At 70.7% G+C, this 15604-nt stretch carries 12 protein-coding genes and 1 pseudogene; 3 read left to right on the top strand and 10 right to left on the bottom strand.

The features are described 5' to 3' along the window. Window positions 1–315: 315 nt before the first annotated feature. Complete coding sequence (locus ACQPWU_RS43200) at window positions 316–759, bottom strand: carboxymuconolactone decarboxylase family protein (RefSeq protein ID WP_433431448.1); 444 nt, start codon at window positions 757–759, stop codon at window positions 316–318. 170 nt (window positions 760–929) lie between these two features. Here ACQPWU_RS43200 and ACQPWU_RS43195 point away from each other — a divergent pair. Next, a pseudogene (locus tag ACQPWU_RS43195) lies at window positions 930–1193 on the top strand (protein kinase domain-containing protein); the annotation flags it as partial. A gap of 73 nt (window positions 1194–1266) precedes the next feature. On the opposite strand, the gene ACQPWU_RS43190 reads toward ACQPWU_RS43195, so the two are convergent. Beyond that, a complete protein-coding gene (locus tag ACQPWU_RS43190; RefSeq protein WP_433431447.1) occupies window positions 1267–1716 on the bottom strand; it encodes a hypothetical protein in 450 nt (149 codons plus the stop codon). A gap of 81 nt (window positions 1717–1797) precedes the next feature. On the opposite strand from ACQPWU_RS43190, the gene ACQPWU_RS43185 reads away from it, so the two are divergent. After that, entirely contained in the window at window positions 1798–2892 is a 1095-nt protein-coding gene (locus ACQPWU_RS43185) for a hypothetical protein (RefSeq protein WP_433431446.1), read from the top strand. A gap of 102 nt (window positions 2893–2994) precedes the next feature. Continuing rightward, entirely contained in the window at window positions 2995–3240 is a 246-nt protein-coding gene (locus ACQPWU_RS43180) for a hypothetical protein (RefSeq protein WP_433431445.1), read from the top strand. 152 nt (window positions 3241–3392) lie between these two features. Here ACQPWU_RS43180 and ACQPWU_RS43175 read toward each other — a convergent pair whose 3' ends face one another. The 8 genes from ACQPWU_RS43175 to ACQPWU_RS43140 all read right to left on the bottom strand — a co-directional run bounded on the left by ACQPWU_RS43175 (window position 3393) and on the right by ACQPWU_RS43140 (window position 15565). Further along, window positions 3393–4604, bottom strand: a complete 1212-nt coding sequence (locus ACQPWU_RS43175; RefSeq protein ID WP_433431444.1) for a DNA glycosylase AlkZ-like family protein — start codon at window positions 4602–4604, stop codon at window positions 3393–3395. A gap of 41 nt (window positions 4605–4645) precedes the next feature. Beyond that, window positions 4646–6340, bottom strand: a complete 1695-nt coding sequence (locus ACQPWU_RS43170; protein ID WP_433431443.1) for an ABC transporter family substrate-binding protein — start codon at window positions 6338–6340, stop codon at window positions 4646–4648. Between the two features lie 29 nt (window positions 6341–6369). Then, window positions 6370–8382 carry a dipeptide ABC transporter ATP-binding protein gene (locus ACQPWU_RS43165; RefSeq protein WP_433431442.1) on the bottom strand — a complete coding sequence of 671 codons (2013 nt, stop codon included), beginning with the start codon at window positions 8380–8382 and terminating at the stop codon, window positions 6370–6372. Next, a complete protein-coding gene (locus ACQPWU_RS43160; RefSeq protein ID WP_433431441.1) occupies window positions 8379–9296 on the bottom strand; it encodes an ABC transporter permease in 918 nt (305 codons plus the stop codon). Before ACQPWU_RS43160 ends, ACQPWU_RS43165 begins: the two co-directional genes overlap by 4 nt. Continuing rightward, window positions 9296–10279: an ABC transporter permease gene (locus tag ACQPWU_RS43155; protein WP_433431440.1), complete on the bottom strand. Its 984-nt coding sequence runs from the start codon at window positions 10277–10279 to the stop codon at window positions 9296–9298. Before ACQPWU_RS43155 ends, ACQPWU_RS43160 begins: the two co-directional genes overlap by 1 nt. Before the next feature lie 167 nt (window positions 10280–10446). Next, entirely contained in the window at window positions 10447–12798 is a 2352-nt protein-coding gene (locus ACQPWU_RS43150) for an AAA family ATPase (RefSeq protein ID WP_433431439.1), read from the bottom strand. Window positions 12799–12862: 64 nt separating this feature from the next. Continuing rightward, window positions 12863–13759, bottom strand: coding sequence for a haloalkane dehalogenase (locus ACQPWU_RS43145; protein ID WP_433431438.1), 897 nt, complete (start codon window positions 13757–13759; stop codon window positions 12863–12865). A 15-nt stretch (window positions 13760–13774) separates the two neighbouring features. Then, complete coding sequence (locus ACQPWU_RS43140) at window positions 13775–15565, bottom strand: hypothetical protein (protein ID WP_433431437.1); 1791 nt, start codon at window positions 15563–15565, stop codon at window positions 13775–13777. Window positions 15566–15604: the final 39 nt, after the last annotated feature.

The following is a 15604-nucleotide window of genomic DNA, read 5'->3' as shown; positions in this document are numbered from 1 at the left end:
CCGTGATGACTTTGTTACCTCTTTTATCTACAGAACCCCCGATAAATTGGGTGTAAGGAGCAAGTCAGTAGGGAAGGGTGCGACCCGTCGGCGTCCGCAGGTCCAGCTCCATGGTCAGTCGCGTGCGCCGCTTGGCCGCCGACTTCGAGACTTTGACCCGTCTCATGGTCTCCCCCTTCCGAAGCGTGTCCCGTCTCTCCTGCTCCAGGCTGTGCGCCGCGCCACTTGGCGGCGGCATGGCGGGCGCTTGCCGCCCGCTATGCGCGCCAACCTAACCGGCTACGGCCGGGTCTCTCAATGCATTTCCACGAATGGTCAGGTTCCGGGTGTGAGCCGGGCCGCGACCCCGATCCGGTTCCAGGCGTTGATCATCGCGAGGGCCACGATGAGCAGCCCCAGTTGCTTCTCGCTGTAGTGCTGGGCGGCCTCCTCCCACACCGCGTCCGGCACCGCCTCGCGGTCGGCCAGCCTGGTCGCCTCCTCCGTCAGCGCCAGTGCGGCCCGCTCGGCCGGGGTGTACACGGTGGCCTCCCGCCAGGCGACCAGAGACCAGATCCGCTCATCGCTCTCACCGGCTTTCTTCAGGTCGCGGCTGTGCATGTCCACGCAGTAGCCGCAGCCGTTGATCTGGCTGGCGCGCAGTTTGACCAGTTCGATGGTGGTGGTCGGCAGTTCGCTGTCGTGGAGCAGCTTCTCCACGGCGATGAAGTGGTGGTACGCCTCGGGGACGTTCTTCGCGACGTTGATCCGCTGGGTCATATGAGCCTCCTCGTGTTCTTACAAGAGGAGGACAGGACAGGCCCCCTGTCTGTGACAACTTCCGCGAAATAGGCGACATCTAACCCGCCAGGGAGGCGCTGAGCGCGGGGGATCCCCAGCGCATCGGGAATTGCCGGCTCGCCGGGCGGCTCGGGTCAGGCGGGCAGGGCGTGGTGTACGACGCCTACGGCAACCGGGTCGCCGTCAAGGTGCTGCACGCGGCCGGCGATCGTCCGCGGTCCGCGACAGGTTCGCCAGGAAACGACGGCCGCGAGGCGGGTGTCGTGCACCGCGACCTCAAACCGGACAACGTGCTGCTCGGTCCCGACGGCCCGCGGGTGATCGACTTCGGCATCGCGCGCACGCTCGACATGTCGCTCACCAGGACCGGCGAGGTGTCGGGCACTCCGGCGTACACGGCGCCCGAGGTGTTCACGGGGGAGCGGGCGGGCGCGGGACGCTCCGCCCTCAGTCCTCCCGTCCGGACGGCCGGGACACCCCGGCTGTTCAGCCCTTGCAGTTGCTCCAGCCCTTGCGGCCGCCCCAGGCCTCCACGCGGCCGCTGGGGTCGCGGGTCCATCCCGCGTACCGCACACACTTCCAGGCGCCGTCGATGTGGCCGGTCTCGGCGTAGTACTGGTACTTCTGCTCGTCCTCCGACCGGCCGCCGCCCTTCACCTCCAGGTAGGCGCCGGTGACCGTGCGGGTGCCGGTGTACGCGGTCTTGATCGCGGCCACGCAGTTCTTGCCACTGCGCTTGTTGTACATCAGGTAGACGTGCCCGAACACCGCGCCCTCGTGGGTCTTCATCGTCCGGTGGCCGTCCTTGACGCGGTGGAAGCCGGGGCCGCAGACGCGCTCGGGGGTGTAGGAGGCGGTGGCGGCGTACGCGGAGGAGGGGATGGCGGCGACACCGGCCGCGACCAGGGCGGTCGCAATGGCGGTTCGGATCAGCACGATTTTCCCTTCAATGGGGTAAATAAGGACGGTCTTGATCTTTGCCGTGACATTACCGAAATTTTCAAGGAGCCGCGGTAAATGCCGCTTATCGCAGTGTCTGCAGCGTGGGCCGTCTTCTGGGGGTCCTGGTCGGCCCTCCTGCCCGCCATCAAGCTGGAGCTGGGCATCTCGGCGGGCGATCTGGGGCTGGCGCTGAGCGCCGTACCCGTGGGGGCCCTGCCCGCGATGGCGCTGGCCGGACGGCTGGTGCGGGGCCGCGAACGGGCGGCGCTGACGGCGACGGCGGCCATGTTCGCGGTGAGCGTGGCCGGGATCGGGCTGGTGAACGCACCGTGGCAGCTCCCGCCGGCGTTGCTGGTGGTGGGCGCCGCCAGCGGGGCGCTCGACATCGCCCTGAACCTGGCCACAGGGCGGGCCGAGCGCGAGACCGGCCGCCGCCTCTTCCAGCCGGTGCACGCGGCCTTTCCGGTCACTGTCATAGCGGCGGCCCCCGCCACCGGCCTGGCCCGATCCCTCGGCCTGAACGTCGGCACCGTCCTCCTGCTCATCGCCCTCATCGTGATCGTCGCGTCCTTGTCGGCGCTGGCCCTGCCTGCGGGCCAAGGCGCGCCCGCGACCTCCTCGGACACCGGCAGGCGCGGACTGTGGGGGGCCGCGATCGCGGTGGGGGCGCTGGCCGCATGCGTGCTGATCATCGAGAACTCGGTCGAGCAGTGGTCTGTGCTGCTGCTGGAGGAGCATCGGGGCGCCACGCCCCTGGTGTCGAGTGCCGCGCCCTCCATCTACATGGCGGCGCTGACGGCCGGGCGGCTCGTCGCGCAGGCGCTGCCCCGCATGCCGTTGAAGGTGTTGTACCTGGTGGCGGGGCTGGGCGGTGGGGCGGGGATCGCCCTGGCGGGGCTCGGCGGGACCGTGCTGATCTCCATGGCGGGCTTCGCGCTGACCGGCCTGGCGCTGGGCCCCCTGGTGCCCGCCCTCCTCAGCCGGGCCGCCGCCGACGATCCGAGCGGGACGCTGGTGTGGGGGGTGTCGACGATCTCGTACACGGGGTTCGTGATCAGCCCGCTCCTCGTGGCCGGTCTCAGCAGCCGGCTCGGCCTGCCCACGGCCCTGGCCGCCCTCGGGCTCCTGGGCCTGCCCCTTCTGACCCGCTTCGCGGTGGATCGGTCCTGAGTTGAGTACATTGGGCCGTTTGGGGAAATTGGTGGTTCTTTGGGGAAAAGAGACCACGTAACCGGGTATCCCCCCGGCGGATCGACTACAAAGGGGATCACCATGGCTGTCTGCGAGACGTGCGGAAACGACTACGACATGGCGTTCGAGGTGCATGCGCAGGGAGCGGTGCACACCTTCGACTGCTTCCAGTGCGCGATCGAGGGGATGGCGCCCGTCTGCGAGCACTGCGGCACCAAGGTCATCGGACATGGGGTGCAGTCGGGCGAGCACTGGTACTGCTGCGCGCATTGTGCGCGTGAGGAAGGCACCAAGGGCATCGTCGACCGCGTAATGGCCACCACCTGACGTCGCCGACCGGGTGATCGCCGCAAGCGGCACTTGACGTCGCTGCGGGCCGTCGCGGTCGCGGGCTGGGTGCCGCGGCGTTCGAGACGCGCTCGTCAGGTCGTGGCCGGGCCGGAACCGGGCCACGACCGCGGCGCCCGGCGGTCAGCGGGTTACGGCAGCAGGGAGCGGACGCGGGCGATGGCCTCGTCGAGGGGCTGCTGGGGGACCGGGGCCGCCAGGTCGACGGTGATGCGGCCGTTCTTGGCCTCCCAGACGCCGGCCACCCGCCCCTCGTGGACGACCACGGGGGAGATCCACCCTGCCTGGCGGCTCACCTTGGGCTTGAGCGGTGGTGGGATGAGCGGCGCGAGGGCGCGTGGGGCGGCCAGGATGTACTGGTCGAAGCCCGGCAGCAGGTGGACCTCGGTCGAGGGCCCGGTGCCGGCCAGGTCGTCGAGGTGCTCGGTCAACGCCGGCAGCGTCTGCCCGTCATCCGTCTCGACCTCGGTCAGCTCGGGCGCGAGGTCACGGAACCACCCCTTCAGCACCGTCTTCTTCGCCACGCCGCCGAACAGCCACGTGTCGAACATCTCTGGCGTCGCCGGCCCGTGCGCGCCCAGGAACGCCCGGGCCACCCGCACACCGGCCTCCTCGTACGGCGGGAGCGCGGCAGGCCATCCCGGGAGCCAGGCGCGCGGGGCGGTGAAGGTCACCCTGCCGTCGCGGGGCGGGCCGTAGCAGAGCTCGCCCAGGCGGCTCAACGGCTTGAGCAGGGCGCCCCAGCCGGACGTGAGCGCCTCCCTGAGGTGAACGTCTCCCGTCACCGCCACCACGGCATCCACGAGCTCTTCCCTGGTCAGCGCCCGCCCGCCGAGCATCCGGCCACCAGGCACTCCCTGGCCGGGCGTCCCCTCACCGGGCGCCGCCCCGCCGGACGGCCGCTCTCCGAGCATCCGTGCGCCGGCCGTCCCCTCGGCGGGCGTCCCGTCGCTCAGGGCGCGGGGGACGGCGCCGATGATCGCCGCGATCTCGTCGGCCGTGACGCCGTGCCCGCGCTGCCACGAGCCCTTCTCCCAGAAGCGCAACGTGCTCAGGGCCGCGCAGTAGTCGGCCAGCGTGTCGGAGGGGACGAGGTGGAGGGTGCCCCGCATGATCCACGTCTTGACCAGCGTGCGGTCACTCCACAGGGCCCTGTCGATCTCGTCGTGGTCGGGCCTGCCGCGCCTGACCGCCGCCGCGAGCTGGGCCGACGAGGCGACCTGCGTCTGGATGCCGCACAACCGCCGGGCGACCGCCACGGCATCCGGCGCGTCGTGATCGCTCACGAACTGTCTGCGCAGGCGCCACGCGAGGATCTGGGGCCAGGTCACCTTCGTTGCCACGCGTCCACTTCTACACCTCGCCACCGACAGACCCCCATGGGTCAGCCGGTGAAGCCGATGTCCTCGTAACGAATGTCGTAGAAGCCGCGCGCCCCCACGTTGGCCAGCGTCTGCCGGGTCGCGACGTTCTGCGGGCGCTGGTAGAGCGGCAGCACATTGACCACCGGCCAGATCAACGCATCCGCCCGATTCGTCAACGTACGGGCCCGCGCCGGATCCAGGGTCTGGGCGGCGCGGCTCATGGCCTGGTCGATGGCGGGCGAGCCGATGCGGCCGAAGTTGGCGTTCCACGTCTTGCCGTCGGGAGAATTCGCGTAGATCCCGTAACTGCTGGAAACGGGGAACGGCGTCCCGATGTACGCGAAGGGCGTGATGTCGAAGTTGCCGGGGATGACGTACTTGGTGAAGAAGTCGTCGCTGGGCACGGCCTTGATCGTCAGCTTCACGCCGATCGCGGCCAGCATGGTCTGCGCCAGCTCGCCCTCCTGCTTGCTCACCTGAACCCCCGACGGCACCACGAACCGCAGATCGAGCACCTTGCCGTTCTTCTGCCGGACCGTGCCGTTCAGCTTCCACCCGGCGGCGTCCAGCATCTGCCGCGCGCGGGCGGGGTCGTACACGCCGAGCTTCCCGGCGTTGTCCTGGTAGCCCTCCTGGGTGTTCATGAAGAAGTGGTTGTTCAGCAGGGCGATCGGCCAGTCCAGGCCCTGGAGGTCCGACTGCGCGATGGCCTGGCGGTTGATGCCGAGCTGGATGGCCTGGCGCACGTTCTGATCCTTGAGCAGCTCGCTGCCCCCGTTAAAGGTGAAATGCCGGAAATCGGGTCCGGCTGCCTGCCGGACCTGCGCCCCCGGCGTGTTCTTGGCCCGCGCGTAGTCGGGAGCCGACGGGCCCACGTCGGTGATGTCGAGCTCCCCGTTGCTGAACGCCCCGATCAGCGAGTCCTGCTCCGACGCCCGATAGATGATCTTGTCGAGCTTGGCCCGGTTGCCCCACCAGGAGTCGTCCCGCACGAGCGTGATCGTCTTGGCAGTCTGGTCGAACCCCCCGAACTTGAACGGCCCCGCCGTGACCGGGATCTTGTTCAGCCAGGCGTGGTCGAAGGCCTCGGGCGTCTGGTTGGTCGAGGCCGGCAGCAGCGGCCCGAACAGCGACTGCCAGTCCCCGAACGGCTTGTCGAACGTCACCGCCACCTCGAAGTCGTCCTTGCCCCGCGCCACCTTCTCGATGTCCTGGTAGCCGGTGGACGAGGCGATGTGGAACGCGGGGTTCCGCCCGTTCAGCGCGTGCCACTGCGCCTGGTAGTCGGCCCACGTGATCGGCTTCCCGTCGGACCACTTCGCCTTGGGGTTCAGCCGGTACGTGATCACCTGCTTGGGCTGCTGCTCGGTGACCTCGGCGTCGAGCACGTAGTCCCGGTTGACCGAGATCTCCGCCTTCTCGTTGGACACGAACGGCGAGGGCAGCAGCGCGTTGCTGACCGAGGCGGCCACGGCCAGGTTGCCGTCCACGTGGTTCCTGTTCCACTGCGTGGGGAACTCGTTGATCCCCCACCGCAGCGTCCCGCCGTCCTTGACCTTGTCACGCGGCTGCAGGTTGATGTCGAAGGCCTTGATCGTACGCTCGTCCCCGCCGCCCGCCCGGCCCTTGGAGCCGCCCCCCGGGCCCCCGCCGCAGCCCGCCAGGCACAGCGCGCCCGTCACAGCGACGGCCACGACAAGACGTGATGCTTTCATCGAGCGAATTCCTCCTGGTATGGCGAGGTCTATACGACTTCGCGCCTTTCGGCGTAATGGCAGGCCGCCCCCTGGTCCTCGCCCAGCGGGCGTACCTCGGGCTCGACGTCCACGCAGAGCCTCCGCTCCTCGTCGGTGAGCTCGGCGCGGAACTTCGGGCACCTGGTGCGGAATCTGCAGCCCGTCGGAGGGTTGGCCGGGCTGGGCAGGTCGCCCTCGAGCAGGATCCGCTCCCGCGCGCGCTCGCGTACCGGATCGGGCAGCGGGATCGCCGACAACAGAGCCTGCGTGTACGGATGCGCCGGGGCGCCGAACACGGCGTCCACCTGGCCGATCTCGGCGATCCTGCCCAGGTACATCACCGCCACCCGGTCGGCGATGTAGCGCACCACGGCCAGGTCGTGCGCCACGAACAAATAGGACAGCCCCAGCCGGGCCTTGAGCGAGCCGAGCAGATTGATCACCCCGGCCTGGATCGACACGTCCAGTGCCGAGACCGGCTCGTCGAGGACCAGCAGCTGGGGCTCCAGGGCCAGCGCCCTGGCGATGCCGATGCGCTGCCGCTGGCCGCCGGAGAAGTCCTGCGGGTAGCGGGCGGCGTGTGAGGCGTCCATCCCGACCAGGGCGAGCAGCTCGCCGATCCGCCGCCCCGGTCGCCGCTGCCCGTGCGTACGCAGTGGCTCGGACAGGATATCGTGCACCGTCATGCGCGGGTCGAGCGAGGCCAGCGGATCCTGGAAGACCACCTGCATGTCGCGCCTGATCGCCCTGCGCTCGGAGCCGCCGAGCCGCGCGGTGTCGTGCCCGAGCACGACGATGCGGCCGCTCTGGGGCGAGGCCAGCTCCAGGATCTGCGTCAGCGTGGTCGTCTTGCCGCTGCCCGACTCGCCGACCAGCCCCAGCGTCTCACCCTGCCGGAGGTCGAAGCTGACCCCCGCCACCGCGTGCACCGTGCCCACCCTGCGCTTGAACACCGCCCCTTTGAGCAGCGGATATTCCTTGACCAGGTCGCGGACCTCCAGCACCGGGCGCTGCCCGCGGGCCTGCGCCCCCGGCTCGGCGTGCACGGGCGCGGGCACGCGTGGCCGTACCTCGGACCAGCGGATGCAGGCCGCCCGATGCCCCGCCCCCACCTCGAACAGCGGCGGCTCCCGCTCGTCGCACGCGTCGATCTTCATCGGGCAGCGCGGCGCGAACGGGCACCCCGGCGGCAGCGCCTGCGGAGAGGGCGGGTTGCCCTCGATGGGGGTCAGTGGCTGCCGCCCGCCCCTGTCCACGCGCGGGATGGAGCCCAGCAACCCCAGCGTGTACGGCATCCGCGTCCCGTAGAAGATGTCGTCCACGTCGCCCACCTCGACGGGCCGCCCCGCGTACATGACCAGCACCCGGTCGGCGAACCCGGCCACCACCCCGAGATCGTGAGTGATCATGATGATCGCGGCGCCGGTCTTGCGCTGCGCCTTCTTCAGCACCTCCAGCACCTGCGCCTGGATGGTCACATCGAGCGCCGTGGTCGGCTCGTCACAGATGATCACGTCGGGGTCGTTGGCGATGGCCATCGCGATCACCACGCGCTGCCGCATGCCGCCGGAGAACTCGTGCGGGAAGGCCAGCGCCCGCTCGGCCGGGTGCGGGATGCCCACGAGTTCGAGCAGCTCGACGGCCTTGACCATGGCCGTCTCCTTGCTCACGCGCTGGTGCACGCGCACCGCCTCGGCGATCTGGTCGCCCACCCGGTAGACGGGGGTCAGCGCGGACAGTGGGTCCTGGAACACCATCGAGATGGACTTGCCGCGGAAGGATGTCAGCTCCCGGTCCGAGGCCCCGATCAGCTCCCTGCCGTGCAGCCGTACGGACCCGGTGACGCGCGCCCCCGGCGGCAGCAGGCCCATGATGGCCGCCGAGGTGACCGACTTGCCCGAGCCCGACTCGCCGACGATGCCGAGGACCTCGCCGGGCCGTACGTCAAGGCTCACCCCGCGCACGGCCGGCACGCCGTCGAACGACACGTTCAGATCGCTGACCTCGAGAACCGGGCTCACCGTTGCGCCTTCCGCCGCGAAGCCGAGGGGTCGAACGCGTCACGCAGCGCGTCGCCGACGAGGTTGACCGCGAGCACCGTGATCACCAGCAGTCCCGCCACGAACCAGAACGTCCACGGTGCGTAGACGGCCGTCCTGGACCCGTCGGCGATGAGCGTCCCGAACGACACGTCGGGCGGCTGGATGCCGAACCCGAAGTAGGAGAGCGAGGTCTCGGTGAGGATGGCGCTGCTGACGTTGAGCGTGGCGTCCACGATCAGCAGCGACGACAGGTTGGGGATCACGTGGCGGAAGATGATCCGTACGGGGGAGACGCCCATGTAGCGGGCGGCCTGGATGAACTCCCGCTCCTTCACCGAGATCGTCATCCCCCTGACGATCTTCGAGGTGACCATCCACAGGAACAGCGCCAGCATGATCACGAACAGCCACCACTGCCCGGCCCCGAACAGCGGCGACATGATCGCCAGGATCAGAAAGCCCGGAAGCACCAGCAGCAGATCCGTCACCCAGCTGAGCGTCCGGTCCGTCCAGCCCAGGAAGTAGCCGCTGAACGACCCGACCACGGCTGCCAGCGCCGTGGAGATCAGGGCCGCGAGCAGCCCCACGACCAGGGACTTCTGCATGCCGCGCAGCGTCACCGCGTACACGTCTGACCCGGTTTGGAGCGTTCCGAACCAGTGTGTGACTGACGGCGGCTGCATGAACGCCGTGAAGTCTTTGTCGGTGTACGTCCACCTGCTGAACAGCGGCCCCGCGAAGGCCAGCAGGAACATCAGCGCCAGCACCGCGAACCCGGCCCGCCCCTGCCTGGAGCGGAAGAAGCGCCTGGAGACCACCCGCACCCTGGACGGCGCCCGGCCCAGAGCGCCGCCGGACAGCTCCTCGGCCAGCTCCTCGTCGGAAAGCGTCATCACGCCCGCACCCTCGGGTCGAGCGCGGCCTGCAGCAGGTCGGAGGCGAGCGAGGAGCACAGCACGGCGACGGCCGCCAGCATGGAGATGGCCGCGACGGTGTTGACGTCGTTGCTGAAGATGGAGTTGATCAGCTGCTCGCCGAGCCCGTGCCAGCCGAAGATCTTCTCGGTGAACGTGGCCCCCATCAGCAGCGCCCCGAACGTGAACGCGAAATAGGTCGCCACCGGGATGAGCGCCGTCCGCAGCGCGTGCTTGATGAGCGCCTGGCGCCTGCTCAGCCCCTTGGCCCTGGCCGTGCGGACGAAGTCGGCGCCGAGCACGTCGAGCATCATGTTGCGCTGGTAGCGGCTGAAGACCGCGATGAGGCCCAGCGACAGCGAGATCGTCGGCAGGATCAGGTGCTGCAGCCGGTCGAGCAGCTGCCCCCAGAAGCCGGAGGTGAGTCCCACGCTGTATTCGCCGCTCACCAGGAACACCGAGCGGCCGAAGACGTTCGAGTTGGCCCAGGCGGCGGCCAGGATCAGCGTGTTGGCCAGCACCACGACCGGCACGGCGAGCACCACGAAGGACAGGCCGGTCGAGAGACGGTCGAACCACCCGTACTGCCTGACGGCGGCGAAGGCGCCCATCAGCACCCCGAACAGGCTCCCGAACAGCATCCCCAGCACCACCAGCCGGAACGTCACACCCATGCGCCGCTTGAGATCGTCGTTGACCGGAGCGCCCCCGACGGACTTGCCGAAGTCGCCGCGCAGCACCCCGCCCGCCCACGTGGCGTAACGCAGCAGCAGCGGCGTCTTGTCGTTGAGGTTGAGCGCCGTGAGCTGCGCGTCCACGACGGCTGGCGGAGGCTTGGGGGTGCGTTGCGCGTAGTTCGAACGAGGATCGAGCGCCGTGGCCGCCAGAAGGTAGGCGAGGCTGGCAGCCACAACGACAAGCACGGCGTAGTTGAGCAGCCTGCGGGCCAAGAACCCCGCCATCGCTCCCCCTCCGCCGCGCACCGCACATCGGCTCGGTCGCCGCTGACGCGCTCACTCTACGACATCGTCTCGTCACTATGAGACAACATGACACGGCCTGGGACTCCGCCTTACTCCCTGCGGGAGGAGACAGTGACGGCCGTCGCGCAGGCAACCGCCGAAGACGGTCAACGTCCGGAAAGCTCGTCGACCGCGGTGCGCACGTCTTCACTGGTGATCGTCGTCAGGTCGGCCGAGCTGGCGGACCCGCCGCGCGAGGCGTGGGCGGCCAGCCGCACGTCGCGGCGCATGGCGGCGCGCTCGAACAGCGACCTGGCGAAGCGGCCGTTGCCGAGTCCGTCGATCAGCCGCTCCTCGCACACCCAGGCGAACACCTCGTCGAGGTCGCGCAGCGCCTCGTCGTCGAAGGTGTCGCCGGCCTTCTCCGCCAGGAGCACCGCGATCTCGGACAGCTCGCGCGGCGAGTAGCTGGGGAAGGCCACGCGCTGGCTGAACCGGCTGGCCAGGCCCGGGTTGGTGGTCAGGAACGAGTCCATCTCGCGCTCGTAGCCGGCCAGCACGATCACGAGCCGGTCGCGGTCGTCCTCGGCCCGCTTGAGCAGCGTCTGCACGGCCTCGGCGCCGAACGCGTCGCCGCCCTGGTAGCCGGGATTGACCAGGCTGTAGGCCTCGTCGATGAAGAGCACGCCGCCGAGCGCCCTGTCGACCAGCTCGTTCGTCTTGATCGCCGTGGCGCCGAGGTGCTGGCCGACCAGGTCGGCCCGGTGCGCCTCGACCACGTCGGGCCTGGCCAGCAGGCCGAGCGCGGCGAAGATGCGCCCCACGACCCTGGCGACCGTGGTCTTGCCGGTGCCGGGCGGGCCGACGAACACGAAATGCCGCATCTGCGGCGGCGTGGGCAGCCCGCGCTCCTGCCGCATCCGCGCCATCTGGAGCTGGGCCGCGATGGCGTGCACCTGCCGCTTGACCGGCGCCAGGCCCGCCATCCCGTCGAGGTCGGCCAGCGCCTCCTCCAGCGTGGGCGTGGCGACGTAGCCGCGGAAGCGCGCGGTCAGCTCGTCGAACGCCTTGGTCACGTCGGGCGCCGTGGTGGTGACCAGGTCTTGGGTGGTGGGGGTGCCCCCGGCGCCCACCACACGCACGTCGCGGGCCTGCGCGGCGGCCTCGACCAGGCTGCGCGCGAACCTGGCGTTGCCCAGCTCGTCGACCAGGCCGCGCCGGTGCACGTCCTCGAACAGGCCGAGCAGCACCCGCCTGGTCTCGCCGTCCATCGTGTCGCCCCTGCGCCGCTGGAGCAGCTCGGTGACCTCGACCAGCTCGGCGGGGGAGTAGCCGGGAAAGCGCACCCTGGTGGCGAACCTGCTGGCCAGACCGGGATTGCTGGACAGGAACGAGGCCATCTCCTGCTCGTAGCCGGCCAGGATGATGATCAGCCGCTCGCGGTCGTCCTCCGCCCGCTTGAGCAGCGTCTGCACGGCCTCGGCGCCGAACCTGTCGGGCTGCCCGTCGGAGGAGTTGACCAGTCCGTACGCCTCGTCGATGAAGAGCACGCCGCCGAGCGCCCTGTCGACCAGCTCGTTGGTCTTGATCGCGGTCGCGCCCAGGAACTCGCCCACCAGGTCGGCCCGCTGCGCCTCGACCACGTAAGGGGTCTCCAGCAGGCCGAAAGCGTAGAAGATCTTGGCCAGCGCGCGGGCCACGCTGGTCTTGCCGGTGCCGGGCGGCCCGGCGAAGACGAAGTGCCTGGTGGGCCGCCCGGTGGTGTAGCCCGCCTCGGCCCGCAGCCTGGACGCCTCGATGGAGGCGGCGATCGAGCGCACCTGCTCCTTGACCGGGGCCAGGCCGACCATGCTCTCCAGCTCGCCGAGCGCCTCCTCGACGGAGATCTGCGGCGGGCCGCCCGACTTGTCCTGTGGCGGCTCGAGCCTGCCCTCGCGCACCCTGACCCGTACCTGCTGCTCCTCGGCCGCGGCGCTCTCCGCCCTGACCTTGCGGGCCAGCAGGAACCGGTAGACCAGCACCACGGCGGCCACGGCGTACGCCACCCAGACCGCCACGCTCGCGGCGACAAAGGAGAGCGGCACGGCGAGCACGCCGGCGGGCGCGAGCGCCAGCAGCGTGGTGACCCACGGCGCCACCCAGCGGATGAGGTGGGCGGCCGCGGCGACGGGCAGAGCCAGTGCGACCATCAGGTGCACCGCGTCGGAGCCCGCGGGGAACAGCCCGGAGAAGATGTAGAGCGCCAGCGGGACCCAGCCCGCGACCACCAGGACGGTCGCCGCGGCGCGGGGGAAGCGCATGGTCAGCGCGACGAACGCGAGCAGCAGCAGGACGACGGGGAAGGTCGTGAGCAGGTTCCACCCGAGCGCCGCACCCATGCCCATGGTGGCGATCAGTACGACCACGTACAGGACCCGGCGCACGGCCGGGGGAATCTGGTAATAACGCAGCCGAACCTTCTCGAACAGATCCCGCGCCACGGCCCGCCCCGCGGCCTGGGCCCTGCCGGACTCCTGCATCACGCCTCCCCGGTCCGCCCCCGGTTATACCGCACCGGACCGACGATTGGGCGCCCCTGACACGCTAGGTGGAGGTCACGAAAGTGGCTATCTGACGCCCGAGTTCCACGCCTGCGTCCTCCTGGAGGAAATGCCCCGCGCCGCTGATCACGGGATGCCGCAGGCCGGACGCGCCCGAGATCGATGCCCGCAGGATGGGCGCCATGCCTCCGGTGATCGGGTCTCCGTCGGAGAACGCCACCAGGAACGGCCGGTCGAGCGTCGTGAGGACATGCCAGGCAGCGCGGTTGGCGGGCGCGGCCGGGTCGTCGGGCGTGATCGGGACGAGGCTCGGCATGACGCGGGGGCCCGCTTTGTACGACTCATCGGGGAAGGGCGCGTCATAGGCCGCGCGGATCTCCTTGGACAGCTCCGTCTTGCAGCCCGCCTGGACGAGCCTGGCGATGTCCAGCACCGGGGCCTTGAGCACGGCGTTCTTGAACCGGTGCCACACCTCGGGCATGGGAATGTCACCCGTGGGCAAGCCCGTGTTGGCCGCCACGATCCTGGCGATGCTCCCGGGATGCTCGGCGGCGATCCGCAGCCCGATCAGGCCGCCCCAGTCCTGGCCCACCATGGTGATGCGGCGCAGGCCGAGCGCCTCCAACAACAGCGCGCGGGTCCACTCGACGTGCCTGGCGTAGGTGTGCTCGCCTTGATCGACCGGCTTGTCCGAGCGGCCGAACCCGACCAGGTCCACCGCTATCGCGCGCAGCCCGGCCGCGGCCAGCTCGCCCATGACGTGGCGGTAGAGGAACGACCAGGTCGGCTCGCCGTGCAGGAGCACGACGGGCTCGCCGTCGGCGGGGCCCGCCTCGACGTACGCCATGCGCAGGCCGTCGCCGACCTCGGCGTAGCGGGGCTCGTACGGGAAGCCGGGCAGGTCCGCGAAGCGCTCTTCCGGGGTGCGCAAGGTACGCATAGAACAAGATTCTAGCTACCGTCGCTGGTGCCGCCCAGGGAATTCGCCAACGAGCACTTGCTTGGGGGTGACGCGCAGGACGTCCGAGTCGGCCATGGCGATCCCGCGTACCTCGACCCAGAACCGCCGCTGCAGCGGGTCGGCCGCGAACACCGCCACCCGGGGATCGGCCTCGATGGCCTCCCACGCCTCCGTCTCCGGGATCACCCGCAGCTCGCCCGACGACGTGACGGACGCGACCGCGCCCGCGACCCTGGGGCCGAGGGAGTCGCCGAAGGACAGGACGATGCCGCGGGCGTACGAGAAGGTCTGGCGCACCTCCGGGTCCAGTGCGACGGAGGGCTCGGCGCCCACGGGCAGGTCGCACATGATCAGGGACGCCCGCCAAGGGCCCGGCCCGCCCCGCCACCAGGCCCGCGCGGCCCTCGCGGCGAACACGACCATCGCCGCGGCCATCGCCCCCAGCCCGGCCCGCCACGCCCATGCCGCGGCCGGCTCAACCCGCCACGCTCCCAGCAGGCCGCCCGCCGCGCAGGCGGCGGCGGACAGGACGACGAGTGCGATGGCGACCGGCAGCCACCGGTCGTCGCGGTGGCGGGTGCGCAGATAGCCCCGGATCATCGGGTACGGCACCGCGACCGCCGCGACGGCCGCCCTCGGCTCCACAGCCAGGGCCCCGCCGACCAGTGGGACCAGCACGGACCAGGTGCGGCCGAGGACGATCCAGAGCATCACGCCGATGTTCCTCCGGGCGACGCGCTCGACCTGTACCCACGCCGCCCCGGCCTGCTGTGCCTGGTTCGTGCGGGCGCGGGCGGTTTCGGCCAGCGCCAGGAGGGGATGCCCGCGCCACGCTTCGGCCAGTGCCCGCACCGCCGCCAGCGCCGGCCAGCCCAGCACCACGATGCCCGCCAGCCCCGCCCATACCGGATCGAACGCCGACGGCACGGACGGCATCGCCCCCAGCAGCAGCCAGGCGGCGAACGCGACCACCGACACCACCGTCGAGACGAGCGCCGTGCCGAGCCAGGGGTCCCCGCAGAGCATCGCGGGCACGTACGACCAGACGCCCACCCGCCGCGCCTGCCTGACCGTCAGCGGCGCCAGCAGCGCGAGCACCGCGAACCCGCCGAGCACGGCCTGAGCGCCCCAGTCGAGGAAGAGCGCCGCCCCGGCGATCGCGAGCGTGGCGACGGCGACCAGGAGGCGGGCCTGGCGGGACCAGACCTCCAGCGCCCGCCTTGCCCTGCCCGAGTCGCGCGGGTCGATCGGCCAGGCGGGATCGTGGTGCGAGCGTGGCCGGTCCCAGCGCAGCAGGGAAAGGCCCAGGTTCACGCGGGCCTGGGGATGCCCGGGGTCGATGGTGAGCGCCGCCAGGTACGCCTGCTCGGCGCGGATGTGGTCGCCGCGCAGCAGCGCCAGGTCGCCCCGCATGACCTCGGGTCCGGGCTCCTCGGGCGCGAACTTCCCGGCGAGCGTGGCGTGCTCCACCGCCTCCTGCCAGCGGCCGGGGACGCGGCGCAGGATCGCGGCCAGGCGCAGGCGGGCCGGCCAGGAGCCGCGGGCCAGCTCCACGGCCCGCTCGGCGGCGGGCGCCGCGTCGGCGTCGCGGCCCAGCCGTTCGTGGGCGAGGCTGATGAGCCGGTACGCCCATTCCGCGCCTGGATCCAGGTCGGCCGCGCGGCGGGCGGCGTCGAGCGCGGACTCGGGACGGCCGGCGTTCAGCCTGGCCAGAGCCTCGTCACACCATTCACGTGAGGACCTGTCGGAAAAATTGCCATTTCTGTCACTTGCATTTGTCCCCACGGGTCCATGATCGGTTGGTGGGCCAATGTTGGATAGATA

The sequence above is a fragment of the Nonomuraea sp. CA-141351 genome, from assembly GCF_050944675.1.
Classification (GTDB): domain Bacteria; phylum Actinomycetota; class Actinomycetes; order Streptosporangiales; family Streptosporangiaceae; genus Nonomuraea.
Note: the sequence above shows the minus strand (reverse complement) of the source record. Positions and strands in the feature narration are given on the sequence as shown.